General features: G+C 69.8%; 14 protein-coding genes. 5 read left to right on the top strand and 9 right to left on the bottom strand.

Going from position 1 to position 16,904, the window contains the following annotated elements:
• Nucleotides 1–34 precede the first annotated feature (34 nt).
• On the top strand, nucleotides 35–418 hold the full coding sequence (locus AC6CH0_RS12550) for a DUF4870 domain-containing protein (RefSeq protein ID WP_498101359.1): 384 nt from the start codon (nucleotides 35–37) through the stop codon (nucleotides 416–418).
• Here AC6CH0_RS12550 and hemW read toward each other — a convergent pair.
• The 4 genes from hemW to lepA all read right to left on the bottom strand — a co-directional run bounded on the left by hemW (nucleotide 402) and on the right by lepA (nucleotide 5,188).
• Entirely contained in the window at nucleotides 402–1,652 is a 1,251-nt protein-coding gene (hemW, locus tag AC6CH0_RS12545) for a radical SAM family heme chaperone HemW (RefSeq protein WP_498101357.1), read from the bottom strand. The two genes, AC6CH0_RS12550 and hemW, sit on opposite strands and share 17 nt — an antisense overlap.
• A 3-nt stretch (nucleotides 1,653–1,655) precedes the next feature.
• Complete coding sequence (locus tag AC6CH0_RS12540) at nucleotides 1,656–2,306, bottom strand: DUF1990 domain-containing protein (protein ID WP_498101355.1); 651 nt, start codon at nucleotides 2,304–2,306, stop codon at nucleotides 1,656–1,658.
• A gap of 149 nt (nucleotides 2,307–2,455) precedes the next feature.
• Complete coding sequence (locus tag AC6CH0_RS12535; protein WP_498101353.1) at nucleotides 2,456–3,244, bottom strand: S66 peptidase family protein; 789 nt, start codon at nucleotides 3,242–3,244, stop codon at nucleotides 2,456–2,458.
• Between the two features lie 90 nt (nucleotides 3,245–3,334).
• Nucleotides 3,335–5,188 carry a translation elongation factor 4 gene (gene lepA / locus AC6CH0_RS12530; protein ID WP_498101351.1) on the bottom strand — a complete coding sequence of 618 codons (1,854 nt, stop codon included), beginning with the start codon at nucleotides 5,186–5,188 and terminating at the stop codon, nucleotides 3,335–3,337.
• 86 nt (nucleotides 5,189–5,274) lie between these two features.
• On the opposite strand from lepA, the gene AC6CH0_RS12525 reads away from it, so the two are divergent.
• The 4 genes from AC6CH0_RS12525 to rpsT all read left to right on the top strand — a co-directional run bounded on the left by AC6CH0_RS12525 (nucleotide 5,275) and on the right by rpsT (nucleotide 8,339).
• Nucleotides 5,275–6,522 carry a sensor histidine kinase gene (locus AC6CH0_RS12525; RefSeq protein WP_498101349.1) on the top strand — a complete coding sequence of 416 codons (1,248 nt, stop codon included), beginning with the start codon at nucleotides 5,275–5,277 and terminating at the stop codon, nucleotides 6,520–6,522.
• Entirely contained in the window at nucleotides 6,519–7,142 is a 624-nt protein-coding gene (locus AC6CH0_RS12520) for a response regulator (protein WP_498101347.1), read from the top strand. Before AC6CH0_RS12525 ends, AC6CH0_RS12520 begins: the two co-directional genes overlap by 4 nt.
• Nucleotides 7,143–7,145: 3 nt before the next feature.
• Nucleotides 7,146–7,961: an alpha/beta fold hydrolase gene (locus tag AC6CH0_RS12515; protein ID WP_498101345.1), complete on the top strand. Its 816-nt coding sequence runs from the start codon at nucleotides 7,146–7,148 to the stop codon at nucleotides 7,959–7,961.
• A 117-nt stretch (nucleotides 7,962–8,078) separates the two neighbouring features.
• Complete coding sequence (rpsT, locus tag AC6CH0_RS12510) at nucleotides 8,079–8,339, top strand: 30S ribosomal protein S20 (RefSeq protein WP_022893312.1); 261 nt, start codon at nucleotides 8,079–8,081, stop codon at nucleotides 8,337–8,339.
• Between the two features lie 118 nt (nucleotides 8,340–8,457).
• On the opposite strand, the gene holA is transcribed toward rpsT, so the two are convergent.
• From holA to pabB, 5 genes are all read right to left on the bottom strand, one after another.
• On the bottom strand, nucleotides 8,458–9,501 hold the full coding sequence (holA, locus tag AC6CH0_RS12505; RefSeq protein WP_498101343.1) for a DNA polymerase III subunit delta: 1,044 nt from the start codon (nucleotides 9,499–9,501) through the stop codon (nucleotides 8,458–8,460).
• A 27-nt stretch (nucleotides 9,502–9,528) separates the two neighbouring features.
• Nucleotides 9,529–11,982, bottom strand: a complete 2,454-nt coding sequence (locus tag AC6CH0_RS12500) for a ComEC/Rec2 family competence protein (RefSeq protein ID WP_498101341.1) — start codon at nucleotides 11,980–11,982, stop codon at nucleotides 9,529–9,531.
• Between the two features lies 1 nt (nucleotide 11,983).
• A complete protein-coding gene (locus AC6CH0_RS12495) occupies nucleotides 11,984–12,643 on the bottom strand; it encodes a ComEA family DNA-binding protein (RefSeq protein WP_498101339.1) in 660 nt (219 codons plus the stop codon).
• 106 nt (nucleotides 12,644–12,749) lie between these two features.
• A complete protein-coding gene (leuS, locus tag AC6CH0_RS12490; RefSeq protein ID WP_498101337.1) occupies nucleotides 12,750–15,323 on the bottom strand; it encodes a leucine--tRNA ligase in 2,574 nt (857 codons plus the stop codon).
• Nucleotides 15,324–15,396: 73 nt separating this feature from the next.
• On the bottom strand, nucleotides 15,397–16,875 hold the full coding sequence (pabB, locus tag AC6CH0_RS12485) for an aminodeoxychorismate synthase component I (RefSeq protein WP_498101335.1): 1,479 nt from the start codon (nucleotides 16,873–16,875) through the stop codon (nucleotides 15,397–15,399).
• Between the last annotated feature and the right edge of the window lie 29 nt (nucleotides 16,876–16,904).

Raw genomic sequence — 16,904 nt, 5'->3', positions numbered from 1 at the left:
CTCGCCCACCGGGCGACGCGACCAAGGAGACATCATGTCCGACACGACCCCGCCTCCCCCGCCGCCGGGGACTCCCTACCAGCAGAGCGCGCCGCTCAGCCCTTCCGATGAGAAACTCTGGGCGACGCTGATCCACGTCGGCGGCATCTTCTTCTACTTCATCCCGCCGCTGATCGGCTACCTGGTGCTGAAAGACAAGGGACCGTTCGTCCGCGCACACACCGCGACGGCGCTGAACTTCCAGATCACGATCGCGATCGCGCTCGTGATCAGCTACATCCTCATCGTCGTCTTCATCGGCATCTTCCTGGTCTTCGCGATCGAGATCGTGAAGATCATCTTCAGCATCATCGCCGCGGTGAAGGCCAACCAGGGCCAGCCCTACACCTACCCGCTCGCGATCAAGTTCGTGAGCTGAGTTCCGACGATCCGTCGAGCAGTCGCCGTACCACGGCGTCTGCGAGCAGCCGTCCTCTCCTGGTGAGCGTGAGCACACCGGAGAGGGCGGCTTTCGCGTCGACGAGGCCGTCGGCGATGAGACCCGCCACCGCGTGGCGTCCTCCCGCCTGCAGTGACGCGAGATCGATACCCTCGCGGATGCGCGTGAGCAGCAGCACCCGCTCGGTCTCGCGGGTCGGGGCGTCGAGCACCTCGCGGCCCACCGCCGGCGAGACGCCGGCGGTGACGCGGTCGGCGTAGGCCGACGGATGCTTCGCGTTCCACCAGCGCACCCCGCCGACATGACTGTGCGCACCCGGTCCGACACCCCACCAGTCGTCACCACGCCAGTAGCCGAGGTTGTGACGTGAGCGGTGGGAGGCATCCGTCGCCCAATTGCTGACCTCGTACCATTCGTAGCCGGCGTCGGCGAGCAGCTCGTCGGCGAGCTCGTACATGTCGGCCTCGAGGTCGTCGGATGGCGTCGCAAGCTCGCCCCGGCGAATCTGGCGGGCGAGCTTCGTCCCCTCCTCGACGATGAGCGCGTACGCGCTCACGTGGTCCGGGCGTTCGGCGATGACGGCGGCCAGGCTGCGTCGCCAGTCGTCGATCGACTCCCCCGGCGTTCCGTAGATCAGGTCGAGGCTCACGCCGAGCCCCGCATCACGCGCCCATCCGACGACGAGCGGCACTCGGGCCGGGTCGTGCGTGCGGTCGAGGGCGGCGAGCACGTGCGGGACCGCCGACTGCATGCCGAACGACACCCGGGTGAATCCACCTTGGGCGAGTCGGGCGAGGTCGTCGGGGCCGACGGAGTCGGGATTCGCCTCGGTCGTGATCTCGGCGCCCGGCTCGAGCCCGAACTCGTCGCGCACCGCGCCCAGCATGCGCACGAGGTCGTCGGCCGGCAGCAGTGTCGGGGTTCCGCCGCCGAAGAAGACGGTCGACGCTGCTCGAGCGGGCTGCGCGGATGCCTCGAGCACTGTGCGCGACATCCGGATCTCAGCGATCGCGTGGTCGGCGTAGTCGACCTGCCGCGCACCCCGCAGCTCATCGGCGGTGTAGGTGTTGAAGTCGCAGTACCCGCACCGGACCCGGCAGAACGGCACATGCACGTAGACGCCGAACGCACGGTCGAGGGCGCCCGACGCGGCCGACGCCGGCAGCAGCCCATCGGCCGGCGCGGGATCGCCGAGCGGCAGTGCGGACCCCACGACTCAGACGCCGCCCGCGGGATGCAGCGCCCGCAGTTCGAGCTTGGTGAGTTCACGGCGCAGCCTGCGCTGCCTCGGCGCAACGATCGCGCGAATGCCACCGGCGGTGGCGAGGATCGAGCGGATCGTCAGCCAGACCGTGTCGTCGTCACGACGTTCGAGGATGAACGACTCCTCGCCACTCTCGGGGCCATCGGCCGTGGTGCCGTAGGCGAAGCCGATGCGATCGGGTTCGTCGATGACGTAGACGACGAGCACCGGCGTCTTGGCGACACCGAATCGGCGCTTGCGCTCCAGCGTCGCGGTCATGCCGGCGGCGATGTAAGGGGTGCCGTCGGCACCGAACCGCTCTTCGCTGCGCGGCGGGGGCTGGTCGCTCAACGGAGCGCCATCGGCGCCGTAGACGATGCCCGGGTATTGCGCGCCGGTGCCGCTGGCGGCCTCGGTGACGTCGAAGCCGGCGCCGCGCTGGATGCCCCAGGTCATGAGCGCATCGGCCGCGCGCTGGAAGCGCTCCGTGCCCGAACCGAGCCGCACGGCGTCTTCAGCGGGGCGGTACCCCGCCGGCGGATAGCGCAACAGGTCGGGCGCGAGCGTCGCCCCGATCGCGCCGTAAGTGACCGACTGGTCGGTGAACGTGCTTCGGCGGGTCATCCGTCGGTCCTTCGTGATGTCGGGAGGCGTCCGGGTACTCGGTTCGAGTGAGACGATCGAGCGGCGGGCATCCGTCGATTCTACGGAGGTCACCTGAGAAGCCGGTGCTCTCGATGACCGCCTCGGCTGCGCGCGAACCCGGAGCGTCCTCAGGGCTCCGCGACCGCGGGTTCGAGCAGGGTGATCATGGATGCATCCGTATCGAGCTCGGCGCGGACGCCCAGTGGGAGCGGGAGGTTCGGCGGGGTGTGCCCGATCTCGACGTTCGCGAGCACGGGGATGTCGCGGTCGCCGAGCACGTCGAGCGTGACCTCTCGAAGCCCCGGCCCGTCGTCGGTGACCTCGACGTCGGCGACCGGACCGATGATCATGCCTGCCGCGCGATCGAGGATTCCCGCGTGGCGCAGCGCCTGGAGGTCGTTCCAGATCATGGACGTCGACGTGTTGACGTCTTCCCAGAACAGGATCGCGCCGTCGAAACGCTCGAGAGGCACTCCATACGGCGTGCCATGGAGGCGCACGAGGCGGTTCAGGAGGCCACCGAGCAATGGACCCGCCGCCCGGCCCGGCCGCCATGACTCCCACGCCTCGCTCTGCGGCAGCGCACCGGCGGCCTCGGTCTGCGTCAGGACCCGGCGGGAGATGTCGGCCAGCTGCGCACGGCGCTCGGCAGTCGTGTCGGGCCACTCGCCGAATCCGTGGGTGACGAGGTCGCCGTGCACGCTGACCAGCCCGGTGCGCGCGTGCAACGCCAGGTGCAGCCCGTCGATGTCGCTGAACCCGATCAGTGGCATGCGCACGGTGAAGCCCAGCGACTCGATCTGGCTCACGCCGGCCCGGAAGAGCGACGCTTCGTCGGCGTCGAGGCCGCCCGAAAGCGCCGCCACCGCCACGACGTCACCGTGTCGCAGTGCCCGTGGCCGAAGTGTGTCCACCATGCCGTGCCCCGTCTCCGGGCGGGCCGCTCGGGGCGCTTCGCCGCCCGCGTGCTCGACTCCCGCCGACGACGACCACGTTAGCGCGAGGCGCTACTTCTTGTCTTTCTTCTCGGTGTCGCCCGAGAGCGCGGCGATGAACGCCTCTTGGGGCACTTCGACGCGACCCACCATCTTCATGCGCTTCTTGCCCTCCTTCTGCTTCTCGAGGAGCTTGCGCTTGCGGGTGATGTCACCGCCGTAGCACTTGGCCAGCACGTCTTTGCGCATCGCGCGGATCGACTCGCGCGCGATGATGCGAGCGCCGATCGCCGCCTGGATCGGCACCTCGAACTGCTGGCGCGGGATGAGCTCCCGGAGGCGGCCGGTCATCAGCACGCCATAGGCGTAGGCCTTGTCGCGGTGCACGATCGCGCTGAACGCATCGACCTGCTCGCCCTGCAGCAGGATGTCGACCTTCACGAGGTCGGCGGCCTGATCGCCTGTCGGCTCGTAGTCGAGCGAGGCGTACCCCGCGGTCTTCGACTTCAGCTGGTCGAAGAAGTCGAAGACGATCTCGCCGAGCGGGATGTTGTAGCGGATCTCGACCCGGTCTTCGCCGAGGTACTCCATGCCGATGAGGGCACCACGGCGCGACTGGCAGAGCTCCATGATCGTGCCGACGTAGTCTTTCGGCGCAAGGATCGCGGCGCGCACCATCGGCTCGCGAACCTCGACGATCTTCGCGCCCGTCGGGAACTCGCTCGGGTTGGTGACGGTCACCGTCTTCTTGTCTTCGGTGGTCACCTCGTAGATCACCGACGGCGCGGTCGCGATGAGATCGAGGCCCCACTCGCGTCGCAGTCGCTCGGTGACGATCTCGAGGTGCAGGAGGCCGAGGAAGCCGCAGCGGAAGCCGAAGCCGAGGGCGACCGACGTCTCGGGCTCGTAGACGAGCGCAGCGTCCGACAGCTTGAGCTTGTCGAGCGCCTCGCGAAGTTCGGGATAGTCGCCGCCGTCGATCGGGTAGATGCCCGAGAACACCATCGGCAGCGGCTCGGTGTAGCCGGGCAGCGCATCGGTGGCCGGCTTCGCCGCGGTCGTGACGGTGTCGCCGACCTTCGACTGGCGCACGTCTTTCACACCCGTGATGAGGTAACCGACCTCGCCGATGCCGAGCCCCTTGCCTGGTGTCGGCTCGGGCGCGCTCACGCCGATCTCGAGGATCTCGTGCGTGGCGCGCGTCGACATCATCTGGATGCGCTCACGCGGGGCGAGATGACCGTCGATCATGCGGACGTAGGTGACGACGCCGCGGTAGCTGTCGTAGACGGAGTCGAAGATCATCGCGCGCGCCGGGGCATCCGCATTGCCGACCGGTGCGGGGATGCGCTCGACCACCCGGTCGAGGAGCTCTTCGACGCCGACACCGGTCTTGCCGGAGACCTTCAACACGTCGTCGGGTGAGCCGCCGATGAGGTCGGCGAGCTCTTTCGCGTACTTCTCGGGCTCAGCGGCCGGCAGGTCGATCTTGTTCAGCACCGGGATGATCTCGAGGTCGTTCTCGAGCGCAAGATAGAGGTTCGCGAGCGTCTGCGCCTCGATGCCCTGCGCGGCGTCGACGAGCAGGATCGCACCCTCGCACGCAGCCAGCGAGCGGGAGACCTCGTAGCTGAAGTCGACGTGACCCGGCGTGTCGATCATGTTCAGCGCGTACGACGTGTCGCCCACCTGCCATGGCATGCGCACCGCCTGGCTCTTGATCGTGATGCCGCGCTCGCGCTCGATATCCATGCGATCGAGGTACTGCGCGCGCATGTCTCGGTCGCTCACCACACCCGTGATGCCGAGCATGCGGTCGGCGAGCGTCGACTTGCCGTGGTCGATGTGCGCGATGATGCAGAAGTTTCGGATCAGCGCGGGGTCGGTGGCAGCAGGCACCGGCGGGTTCGTGGCTCTCGGGGACATCCCGACGATTCTCCCATGACTTCGGTTCCGACTTTCGACGGATGCCCCGCGACAGGCCCCCGGGCTACGCTCGGAGCATCATGGCGGTGATCGAAGTCCCCAGCTCGCGCGTGGCTCCATCGGCCCTGCGGCCCGTGTTCACGGCGCTCCGGCTGGGGCTGCACGTGCTCGTCGTCGGGCTCACGCTCTTCGTCGTCGTTCGCGCGCTCCTCGCCGACGCACCGACCGAGGTCGCGGTGACCGTACTCGCGGTCGCGTTCCTCGCCTGCTACGGCGCCGGCGTGGCGGCAGCCCACAGGAACCTGCCCACCTGGGCGCGCGTGGTCTGGCTCGTGAGCCTCCTCGTGCTCTGGGTCGGCATGTCGGCGCTGACGCCCGATGCGGCGTTCCTCGCCTTCCCGCTCTTCTTCCTCGAACTGCACGTGCTCGCCGCTCCGATCGCCGTGCCGCTCGTCGTCGTCACCTTCGGCCTCTCGGTCTGGGGCACCGCCACGCACCTCGGGTTCGAGGTCGGTTCGATCCTCGGTCCGCTGATCAGCGCCGGCGTCGCGATCGTCATCGGTCTCGGCTATCGCGCGATGGAGCAGGAGACGCACGAGCGCCAGACGCTCATCCTCGATCTCATGGCCACCCGTGAAGAGCTGGCGGCCGCGAGCCGGGAGGCCGGCGCGCTCGCCGAGCGCGAGCGCCTGGCGAGGGAGATCCACGACACCGTCGCGCAGGGCCTGTCGAGCATCCAGATGCTGCTGCACGCCGCAGAACGCGACGTCTCCGACGCGACGACCCAGCAGAAGCTGCAACTCGCCAGGGAGACCGCCGCGCAGAACCTCGGCGAGACGCGGCGATTCATCCGCGAACTGGCACCGCCCTCGCTCGACGTGCAGACCCTGCCGGCGGCACTCCGCCGACTGGCCGAGGCGACGACCGAGCAGTCGGCGCAGGCCGGCGGCGGCCTGAACGTCGAGTTCGTCACGAGCGGCGACCCGGTGCTCCTGCCCATGTCGACCGATGCGGCGCTCCTGCGCATCGCACAGGGCTCGCTGGCCAATGTGCTCCAGCACGCGCACGCCGGGCATGCCTCGGTGACGCTCAGCTACCTGGGCGACGAGGTCGCCCTCGATGTGGTCGACGACGGCACCGGATTCCACGTCGCGGAGCCGCTCGTTGCGGAGGCGTCCGCCGCAGGTTCCGAGGCCCGGCCCCCTGCGGCGGGCGGGTTCGGGCTTCGAGCCATACGACTGCGCGCCGAGGCGCTCGGCGGCAGCGTGCACATCGAGTCGGCGCCCGGCGACGGCACGGCCGTCTCGGTGCGCATCCCGGCGGTGACCCCATGATCCGGCTCCTCCTGAGCGACGACCATCCCGTCGTCCGGGCCGGGATCCGGGCGATGCTCGAGAGCGAACCCGACCTCGAAGTGGTGGGCGAGGCGTCGACGGCCGAAGACGCGGTGCAGTCGGCCGCGATCCTCGACGTCGACCTCGTGCTGATGGACCTGCAGTACCCGGGCACCATGCAGGGCGCGGAGGCCACCCGTCGCATCCGGTCACGAGCCGCCGCACCCCGCGTGCTCGTGCTGACGAACTACGACACCGACGCCGACATCCTCGGCGCGATCGAGGCGGGGGCGAGCGGCTACCTGCTGAAAGACGCGCCGCCCGCCGAACTCATCGCCGCGGTGCACGCCGCGGCGGTCGGCGACGCCGCGCTCGCGCCGGGCGTCTCGTCGCGGCTCGACGCATCCCGCGCCAGCGACGAACGTCTCACGGTGCGCGAGGCGGAGGTGCTCTCGCTCGTCGCCGAGGGGCGCACGAACCGCGAGGTCGGCCGCGCGCTGTTCCTCAGCGAGGCGACCGTGAAGTCGCACCTCGTGCACATCTTCACGAAACTCGACGTGGGCTCGCGCACCGCCGCCGTGGCGAGGGCGCGCGAGCTCGGCGCGATCAGGGCGGGCTGACGGATGCCCCGCACCCGCGTCGTGCTCGTGCACGGACTGCGCACCTCGTCGTCGATGTGGCGCGCGCAGCTCGAGCTGCTCGGCCGCCACGATCTGGATGCCGTGGCGATCGATCTGCCCGGACACGGTCGTCACATCGGCGGGCCCTTCACGGTCGATGCCGCACTGCGCACCATCGACGAGGCGCTGAACCCCGGTGGCGTCGACGACGGCGCGCCGCGCCTCCTCGTCGGGCTCAGCCTCGGCGGCTACCTCTCGATCGAATACGCGGCGCGCTTTCCCGGCCGGCTCGACGGACTCGTCGCCGCGTCCTGCAGCACCCGCCCTCGAGGCGCATCGCTCAGTGGCTACCGCCGCCTCGCCGCCGCCATCGCTCGCATGCCCGACCGAGGACGCTCCCTCAACGACGCGATGGCGCGCCTGTTCCTCGACCCCGTCGCCGCCGACGACGTGCTCGCGGGCGGCGTCGCGCTCGAGGTGATGGCGCCGGTGCTCGAAGCGGTCGGCGGGCTCGACCCCGTGGCCGCGCTCGGCAGCCTCGAGGTGCCCGTGTGGCTGGTGAACGGCCGTTTCGACCACTTCCGCTTCGAAGAGCGACGGATGCTTCGTGCAGCTCGAGATGCCCGACTCGTGATCGTGCCGAAGGCGACCCACCTCGTGAGCCTGATCCGGCCCGACGACTTCGCGGCGATCGTGCTCGGCGCCGTCGCCGAGCTCGAGCATCGCGCGGCGATGCGGCGCGGCCGCGCACGTCGATCGGGGAGCCCGGCACTCGCCGCCCGACACGCTCGCGAGCGCATTGGTGACGCGAGCGCTTAGCTGGTATCGTTGTCTGTTGGCTTCCGTGTGGGTCCCACCCCGCACGATTCGCCGGTGAGGCCCCTCTACCTTCCCGGCACGTCCGGTACCCGCATCAGAACGAAAGACGAACTCCACGTGGCAAACATCAAGTCGCAGATCAAGCGCATTCGCACGAACCTCAAGGCGCAGGAGCGCAACAAGGCCGTCAAGAGCGAGCTGAAGACCGTCATCCGCCTCGCGAAAGACGCGATCACGGCAGGCGACAAGGAGCAGGCGACGACCGCCCTCCGCGCCGCGACCCGCAAGCTCGACAAGGCGGCCAGCAAGGGCGTCATCCACAAGAACCAGGCCGCGAACCGCAAGTCGGCTCTCGCGAAGCAGGTCGCCGCGCTCTGACGCGACACGTATTCGAGAAGGCCCCGGCACTGACGTGTCGGGGCCTTCCTCGTTTCGTGAGCAGCTGCGCCTTCGCGGGCGGCTCCGCCGCCGTGAAGTGACCCCCGCGCGCCTGGAGCTAGGAACGTTCGCGACCGCGTGAGGCGATGATGCCGACGAGCCGTTCGAGGGCGAACACGGGGTCACGTTCAGCGCCCTTCACCGCAGCATCGGTCGTGGCCAGCGCTTCGATCGCACGGCCGAGCCCTTCGTCGGTCCAACCGGCGAGGTCGCGCCGCGCACGATCGATCTGCCACGGTGCCAGGCTCAGCGCGCCGGCGAGCTGCGCTCCACCGCCGCGCGTACCGGAGACCTTCGCCATGGTGCGCACCTTCATGGCGAATGCTGCGACCATCGGGACCGGGTCGGCGCCACTGTCGAGCGCATGCCGCAAGGCGATGAGCGCTTCGCCGTGACGGCCGGCGATCGCAGCATCGGCCACGGCGAAGGCGTTGGTCTCGACACGCCCGCCGTAGTATCGCGCGACGACCGCCTCGGTGATGTCGGCCGGGGCATCGGCCAGAAGTTGACGGCATGCGGCTGAGAGCTCTCGCAGGTCGTCGCTGAACGCGCCGACCAGTGCGCGCAGCGCGCCTGGGCTGATCTTGCGCCCTGCCGCACGAAATTCAGCGGCCGCGAAGTCTTGCTTCTCGGCGTCTTTCTTGAGCTCGGCGCAGACGATCTCGATGCCGGCGCCGGTGCCACCACGCACCGCATCGAGAAGCTTCTTGCCTCGCACGCCGCTGCGGTGCCGAAGCACCAGCGTCGTCGATTCGGCCGTCTGGCCGAGGTAGTCGACCGCGTCGAGCAGGAAGTCGTCGCTCGCGCGCTCGACGCCGCTCACCCGGATGAGTCGGGGCTCGCCGAACAGCGAGGGGCTCGCGAGCGTCATGAGCTCGCCGCGGCGGTAGCCGTCGGCCTCGAGGTCGCTGACCTCGAGTGCGGGATCTTCGGCGCGGAGGAAGTCGCGCAGCATCGTGATCGAGCGCTCGGCGAGCACGTCTTCTGCGCCGGAGACGAGCACCACGGGTGCGGGCCTGATCGCGTGCCACGCGAGCTGCGGGATCGCCGCTTTCGACTTGGGCGATGCCCCTGTGCGCGAAGCGCCCGTGCGCGATGCCACCGCACCTCCCGTTTCTTCACGTCGAGTCTACGGGCCGGGACCGACATCATCGGCCGTCCGTTCGCTCCACAGTCCGAAGCCGCCGTCGTCGGCAGTGAGCAGCAGGGTGCCCGCTCGGTCGGTGCGCACGACGGCGGTGCCGTCGGCCCGCAAGACGTCGAGGATCCGCTCCGTCGGGTGCCCGTAGCCGTTCTCGGCACCGACGCCGATCACGCCCACGGTCGCGCCCAGCTCCTCGTACAGGCGCGCGCTCTGGTCGGCAGAGCCATGATGTGCAACCTTCACGAGGTCGACGCGGCCGATCTGAGCCGAACGCAAAAGCCGATCCTGCGCCCCTTCACCGAGGTCGCCGAGGAACACGCCGCGATACTCAGGGGTGGTGACGTCGAGCACGATGCTGGCGTCGTTGCCCGGTGTCGCGTTCGGTCTCGGCCACAGCACTCGCCATCGTGCCTCGCCGAGGGTGCCGGCGAATCCCGCGACGACCTCGACGGACTCGGCGCCACCTCCGACGAGCAGATCGAGTGCCCGATCCGAACGGGCACCGTCGAGCGGTCCGTGCAACACGGTGTCGACGAGCCCCGCGACAGCGGCGGCTCCCCCGACGTGATCGGTGTCCCAGTGGGTCAGCACCAGCAGATCGATGCGAGCGATGCCGAGCGACGCCAGGCATCGCCGGAGCTCGGCGGGATCGGGACCCGTGTCGATGAGTGCCGTCACGCCGGCCGAGCGCAGGAGGATCGCGTCGCCCTGTCCGATGTCGCAGGCGGCGACATCCCATTCGGCCGGCCTCGAGACCGCGCCGATCAGCCGCGGTCCCGCAAGCATGCCGACCGGGAGGGCGAGCCCGACGAGCAGCACCACGGCCGCGACACGACGAAGCCGCAGTCGTCGACGATCACCGAGCACGAGCCAGACGGCGATCGCCGTGCACCCGGCGAGCAGAAGCGCGCCCGGAGCATCGGGCAGCCACTCGAACCTCGCGGCCGGCATCGCCGAGGAAGCGCGCGCGAGCATGGCGATCCACGACGCAGGCAGCCAGGCGAGCTGGAGGAAGGCGAAGCCGACGGATGGCAGCAGCGGGAGCAGGAGGCAGCCGATGAGTCCGACGACCGTTCCGGCGGGCGCTGCGGGGGCGGCGAGCAGGTTCGCCGGTACTCCGTACACGGCGAGCACCGGATCCAGCAGAACCAGTACCGGCTGACAGGCCAGCTGCGCCGCCAGCGGCACGCCGATCACCACGGCGATGGGCGTCGGCATCCACCGCGACAGCGCACGGCTGAGCGGTGCCGCGAGCAGCAGGAGCCCGCCGGTGGCGAACACCGAGAGCGCGAAGCCGTAGTCACGGGCATACCACGGGTCGCTGGTCAGCAGCACGACGACCGCGAGTGAGAGCGCCGCGACCCCGCCTCCCGGGCGGCCGACGGCGACGGCGATGAGCACGACGACCGCCATCGTCGCCGCCCGCACGACACTCGCTTCAGGAGTCACGAGCGCGACGAACCCCAAGAGAGCGGCGAGGGCGACCACGACCCGAGCTCGTCGAGGCAGCCGGAGCGCCGCGGCGAGAGCGAACGCAGCAGCGGTCACGATCGCGCAGTTCGCGCCGGAGACCGCCGTGAGGTGGCTCAGCGAACTCGCCTTCATCGCAGCGTCCAGGCTCTCATCGACGGCACTCGTGTCGCCGATCGCCAGCCCGGGCACGAGTGCCCCGCCATCGCCCTCGAGTGCACCCGCCGCGTCGGCGAAGCCGGTACGCAGCCCCCCGGTCCACGACAGCCACGGCGGTGGCGTCGCGACGACCCGCACTTCGCCGATCGGACTCAGCCGGAATGCGGACTGCTCTTCGCCGGGAAGCGCGGCCACTCGGGCCTCGAACGCGATGCGCGCGCCCAGCTGCAACTGCTCGGCCGGCAACGGCACTGCGGCCGTCACCGGCACCCCAGGCATGTCCGCGCCGCCGATCATCACCGCGCTCCCCCGTACGCTCAGTTGCGTCTCGTGCCCGGCCGCGAACCAACTCGCTCGCATCGTGCGAGGTGCCGCAGTGAGCTCGACGACCACTTCGGCTGTATGGTGCGCGCTCGCGGCGTCAGCGAGCGGCGAGCTCCCACGTGCCCCGAGCCCGAGCGCAGCGGCGACTGCGACGAGGCCGCACGCCGCCAGCACGACGAGCGTGGTCGACAACGCTTGCATCGGTTGCGGTTGCGGTTGCGGTGACAGTGCCGATGACGCGACAGCCACAGTGCCGCGCTCGCGCTCATCTCCCCGAAACGACCGATCGCGCGGATGCGCTGCCTCGAGACGCCGTCGGCGACCACGCATCGCGCGTGCCGCGATGACGACGGCCACGACCACTGCCGCGGCCCACACGGCCCCCGCGAGCGCCGCCGCGCCGCCCGCCGTGCCCGGCACGCCGATGGCGCACCACGCGACCGCCCATGCCGCCGCCGCGGGCAGGAGCAATCGGATGTCGCGCACGTCAGAGTGCCACGAGGTTCGCGAGGCCGGCGAAGACCGCGTCACCGATGCCCGCGACATCGAGGAGCTGGTCGACTGCGGTGAACGGCCCGTTCGACTCGCGCCAATCGAGGATGCGCTGCGCGAGGGCCGGACCGATGCGCGGAAGCGTGTCGAGTTCGGCGAGGTCGGCCGTGTTGAGGTGCACGAGGCCGTCGGTCTCTCCCGTCGAGGTGGACCCGTCGGTCGGCGCAGCCGGCGCCTGACCGACCACCGGCACCGACAGCTGTTCGCCGTCGACGAGCACGCGGGCGAGGTTCACCCCCGCAGGGTCGGCATCAGCGGCCAGTCCGCCGGCGGCTGCGACGGCATCGACGACTCGGGCCCCGGCCGCGAGCTCGACGAGACCGGGTCGGGCGACCGCGCCGAGCACATGCACGAGCACCGGAGGCGCGCCGACCGTCGCCGCATCGCCTGAGCCGACCGATGCCGTCTCGGCGGGCGCCTCGATGCGCGACTGCTCGCCGCCACCGCCCGCGCTGAACGACATGAGCGCCGCCACAGCGACCGACGCGACGAAGAGCACCACTGCGGCACCGACAGCCACTCGCACGCGAGGCGCCGCACGGCGCGCTGAGGGATCGAGGACCGCCAGCGGATCGGGAACGTCACGGGCGGGCATACCGGGGATGGTAGGCCCGTCATTCACGACCGGCGCGGGCGACGCCCGCGCTCAGTGCGACGACCGCGACATCCTCAGCCTGTCGAGGACGAGTCGAGCAGCGAGCTCAGCCCTTCGTCGCGATGTTCACGATCCGCGGCGCGCGGACGATGACGTTGACGATCTCGCGGTCGCCGATCGAGCGAACCACCGCGGCCGAGGCGCGGGCGAGACCTTCGAGCTCGTCACCCGAGATCTTCGGCGACACCTCGAGACGGTCGCGAACCTTGCCGTCGACCTGCACGATCGCCGTCACCGACTCCTCGACGAGGAGCGCAGGGTCGGCCTTGCGCCACGGCACGAGCGCGATCGTCGGCTCGTAGCCGAGGCGCTGCCACATGTCTTCCGCGGTGAACGGCGCGAAGAGGTCGAGGATCATCGCCGTGACCTCCGCTGCCTCGCGCACTGCTGCGTCGCCGGCGCCCGCGCCGGAATCGATCGCCTTGCGGGTCGCGTTCACGAGTTCCATGAGCCGGGCCACGACGACGTTGAACTTGAACGCCTCCACGAGACCCGGTGCATCGGCGAGCAGCCGGTGGGTGACGCGGCGCAGAGCCGGATCGCCCGTCTTCCACTCCACCGAGGGATCTGAGGTGACCTCACCCGAGATGCGCCATGCCCGCGCGAGGAACTTCGAGGCGCCGACCGGCGAGACGTCCGCCCAGTCGATGTCGTCTTCGGGCGGACCCGCGAAGGCGAGCGTGACTCGCAACGCGTCTGCACCGTGAGCCCGCAGCTCGCTCGCGAATTCGACGAGGTTTCCCTTGGACTTCGACATCTTGGTGCCGTCCATGATGACCATGCCCTGGTTCAACAGCGACGTGAACGGCTCAGTGAAGCTCAGGTACCCGAGGTCGAAGAGCACCTTGGTGATGAAACGGGAGTAGAGCAGATGCAGGATCGCGTGCTCGACACCACCGACGTACTGGTCGACGGGTGCCCACTTCTCGGCCTCGGCGGGGTCGAACGCGCGCGCGTCATCATTGGGGTTCAAGTACCGGAGGTAGTACCACGAGCTGTCGACGAAGGTGTCCATCGTGTCGGAGTCGCGTCGCGCGTCGCCGCCGCACTTCGGGCAGGCGACGTTCACCCATTCCTCGGCGGCGCCGAGCGGGCTCGCACCCTTGGGCTTCAGGTCGAGCCCCGCGGCATCCGGCAGCTGCACCGGCAGTTCCGCCTCGGGAACCGGGACTTCACCGCACGACGGGCAGTGGATGATCGGAATCGGCGTGCCCCAGTAGCGCTGACGCGAGATGAGCCAGTCGCGCAGGCGATAGTTCTTCGACGAGCGCCCGAGCCCGCGTTCGGCGAGGAGCTCGATCACGCGACGGATCGCGTTCGACTTCGACAGCCCGTTGAGCGGGCCGGAGTTCACGAGTCGTCCCTCGCCCGCGAGCGCGATGCCGGTCGACACCGGATCGTCGGCGGGCAGGTCGTCGGGCAGGTACGGGTCGCCGTTCTCGTCGAGCGGGATGACGGGGATGACACCGGTGACCGGCGCGTTGGTGTCGACCACGACGCGCACGGGCAGATTGAACGCACGCGCGAAGTCGAGGTCGCGCTGGTCGTGGGCGGGCACCGCCATGATCGCGCCGTGGCCGTAGTCGGCCAGCACGTAGTCGGCGGCCCAGATCGGCAGGCGTTCGCCGTTGACCGGGTTCACGGCGTACCGCTCGAGGAAGACACCGGTCTTCGGCCGGTCGGTCGAGAGCCGGTCGATGTCGCTCTCGGAGCGCACCGATTCGAGGTAGTCCTTGAATCGGGTCTGCACCTCGGCGGATGCCCCGCCGGCGAGTTCGGCCGCGATCTCCGAGTCGGGCGCCACCACCATGAACGTCGCGCCGTACAGCGTGTCGGGGCGCGTCGTGAAGACCGAAACGCGCTCCGCGTGCCCCTCGATCTCGAACTCGACGTCGGCACCCGATGAGCGGCCGATCCAGTTGCGCTGCATCGACAGCACCTTCGACGGCCAGGCGCCCTCGAGCTGGTTCAGGTCGTCGATCAGGCGATCGGCGTAGTCGGTGACCCGGAAGTACCACTGCGTGAGCGCCTTCTTGGTGACGACCGCACCGCAGCGCTCGCAATGACCGTCGATGACCTGCTCGTTCGCGAGCACCGTCTGGTCGTTGGGGCACCAGTTGACCTGTCCCGCCTTGCGGTAGGCGATGCCCTGCTCGTACAGCTTCAGGAACAGCCACTGGTTCCACTTGTAGTACTCGGGGTCGCTCGTGTGGAGTTCGCGCGACCAGTCGAACGACGGGGCGTACTGGCGGAACGAGCGCTTCTGCTGCTCGATGTTCTCGTAGGTCCACCCGCGCGGGTCGATGCCGCGCTTGATCGCCGCGTTCTCAGCCGGCAGGCCGAAGGAGTCCCAGCCGACGGGATGCAGCACGTCGAACCCCTGGTGGCGCCAGTATCGGGCGACCGTGTCGCCGTAGCCGAACGCCTCGGCGTGGCCCATGTGCAGGTCGCCGGAGGGATACGGGAACATGTCGAGGATGTACTTGCGCGGCCTCGTGTCGCCAGGAAGCCCGGCGCGGAACGGCTCGGACTCATCCCACACGGGAAGCCACTTCGCCTGGATGGAGGCGAAGTCGTACGCGCCCGCGTCGGCGTGCGCTGGGTCCTGGTCGTGTGCCACGTGACTCTCAATCGTGTATCGCTCGGGGATTCCGGGCGCGCCGGAACACGGCGCACTCGAAGATCAAGCCTACTCACTCCAGGGCGTGCGGATCCGCTCCGAGCACGGCGAGCAGTGCCCTCGCCTTCACGCGGGTCTCCTCGACCTCCTCGGCAGCGACCGAGAGTGCGGTGATGCCGCCTCCCGTGCCGATGCTCGCGCCATGAGCGGTCAGCACGATCGAGCGGATCACCATCGCGAGGTCGGCGCTGCCGTCGACGCCGAGATACCCGAAAGCGCCCGAGTAGATCCCGCGCGGACCGCCCTCGAGCGTGTGCAGGATGGTCATGGCGCTGCGCTTGGGCGCGCCGGTCATCGAGCCGGCAGGGAACGCCGACTGCACGACATCGAGCGCGGTGAGCGGATGCCGCAGCTGCGCCGTGATCGTCGACACGAGCTGATGCACGTGCGCGTACTGCTCGACGTCGAGCAGCACGGGTACTTCGACGGTGCCGAGCTCGGCGACGCGTCCGAGGTCGTTGCGCATGAGGTCGACGATCATGAGGTTCTCGGCGCGCTCCTTCTCACTCTCGAGGAGTTCGCGGCGCAAGGCCGCGTCGTGCACAGGATCGACGCTCCGCGGCCGGGTTCCCTTCATCGGCTTCGTGGAGACCCGGCCGTGTCGGTCCACGCTCAAGAACTGCTCGGGCGACGCGCTGAGCAGCGCCGTGTCACCGAATCGGAGCAACCCGCCGTGATGGCTCGGGCTCGACGCGCGCAACTCCAGGTAGGTCGCGGCGGGATCGGGTCGAACATCGACGTCGACCCGGTTCGTGAGGCAGAGCTGGTACGCGTCGCCGCGCACGATCGCGGCCTGGCATTCGGCGATGAGCCGGGTGTACCGCGCGACGTCGTGTCGCCAGCGGCTCGCGTGCGTCGCGCCCGCGGCGGGCGAATGGGCGGTGTCGAGTTCCGCGGCGTCATCGGGAGGGCTCGCCGACGGCGCCGGCACGGATGCCGCGTCGACCAGCTCGATCGCCGCGGCGAGGTCGGTGGCCCACGCATCGAAAGCGGGCTCCCCCGCCGTCTCGTCGTGCAGCCAGACGAGACGCACCTCGCGGGAAGAGTGGTCGAAGACGATGGCGCGGTCGACGAAGAGGAACGCGGCATCGGCCGTCTCGGCCCGGGCGACCGGAGCGCCCTGCAGCTGCGCCCCGAGTTCGTAGCCGAACCAGCCGAACCAACCGAGCGGGCCGGGTCCGTCGTCCGCTGCCGCAGTCGCCTCCACCCGCCGCTCGCGCAGCACCTGGCCGAGCAGCTCGAAGACGGAGGTCATGCTCGAGATCCCGGCGTTCTCGGTCATCGGGCTGCTGAGACTGATCGTGCCGCGGTGCACGTCGGCGGTCACGAACTCGCTCCCCGCGTGTGCCGTCGCCAGCACGCTCACGCCCGTGACGGCATCCGTGCCGCCATCGAGCCACACGAGATACTCGGCGTCCGTGTACAGGGCCCGGAAGACCGCCTCGGGGTCGCGCCATCCCGACAGGATGCGATGACGGACGCGGTGCGGCACTCCCTCAGCCTAGAACGCCGGCTCGAGCC

The organism is Agromyces sp. GQ35 (assembly GCF_059758475.1).
The sequence above is the reverse complement of the archived record's forward strand: the minus strand, read 5'-3'. Positions and strand labels throughout refer to the sequence as shown.

Excerpts from the sequence above, each read along its gene's own strand:
- AC6CH0_RS12550 (WP_498101359.1), top strand. The coding sequence starts at position 35 with ATGTCCGACACGACCCCGCCTCCCCCGCCGCCGGGGACTCCCTACCAG.
- AC6CH0_RS12540 (WP_498101355.1), bottom strand. The coding sequence starts at position 2,306 with ATGACCCGCCGAAGCACGTTCACCGACCAGTCGGTCACTTACGGCGCG.
- AC6CH0_RS12535 (WP_498101353.1), bottom strand. The coding sequence starts at position 3,244 with ATGGTGGACACACTTCGGCCACGGGCACTGCGACACGGTGACGTCGTG.
- lepA (WP_498101351.1), bottom strand. The coding sequence starts at position 5,188 with ATGTCCCCGAGAGCCACGAACCCGCCGGTGCCTGCTGCCACCGACCCC.
- AC6CH0_RS12520 (WP_498101347.1), top strand. The coding sequence starts at position 6,519 with ATGATCCGGCTCCTCCTGAGCGACGACCATCCCGTCGTCCGGGCCGGG.
- AC6CH0_RS12515 (WP_498101345.1), top strand. The coding sequence starts at position 7,146 with ATGCCCCGCACCCGCGTCGTGCTCGTGCACGGACTGCGCACCTCGTCG.
- AC6CH0_RS12495 (WP_498101339.1), bottom strand. The coding sequence starts at position 12,643 with ATGCCCGCCCGTGACGTTCCCGATCCGCTGGCGGTCCTCGATCCCTCA.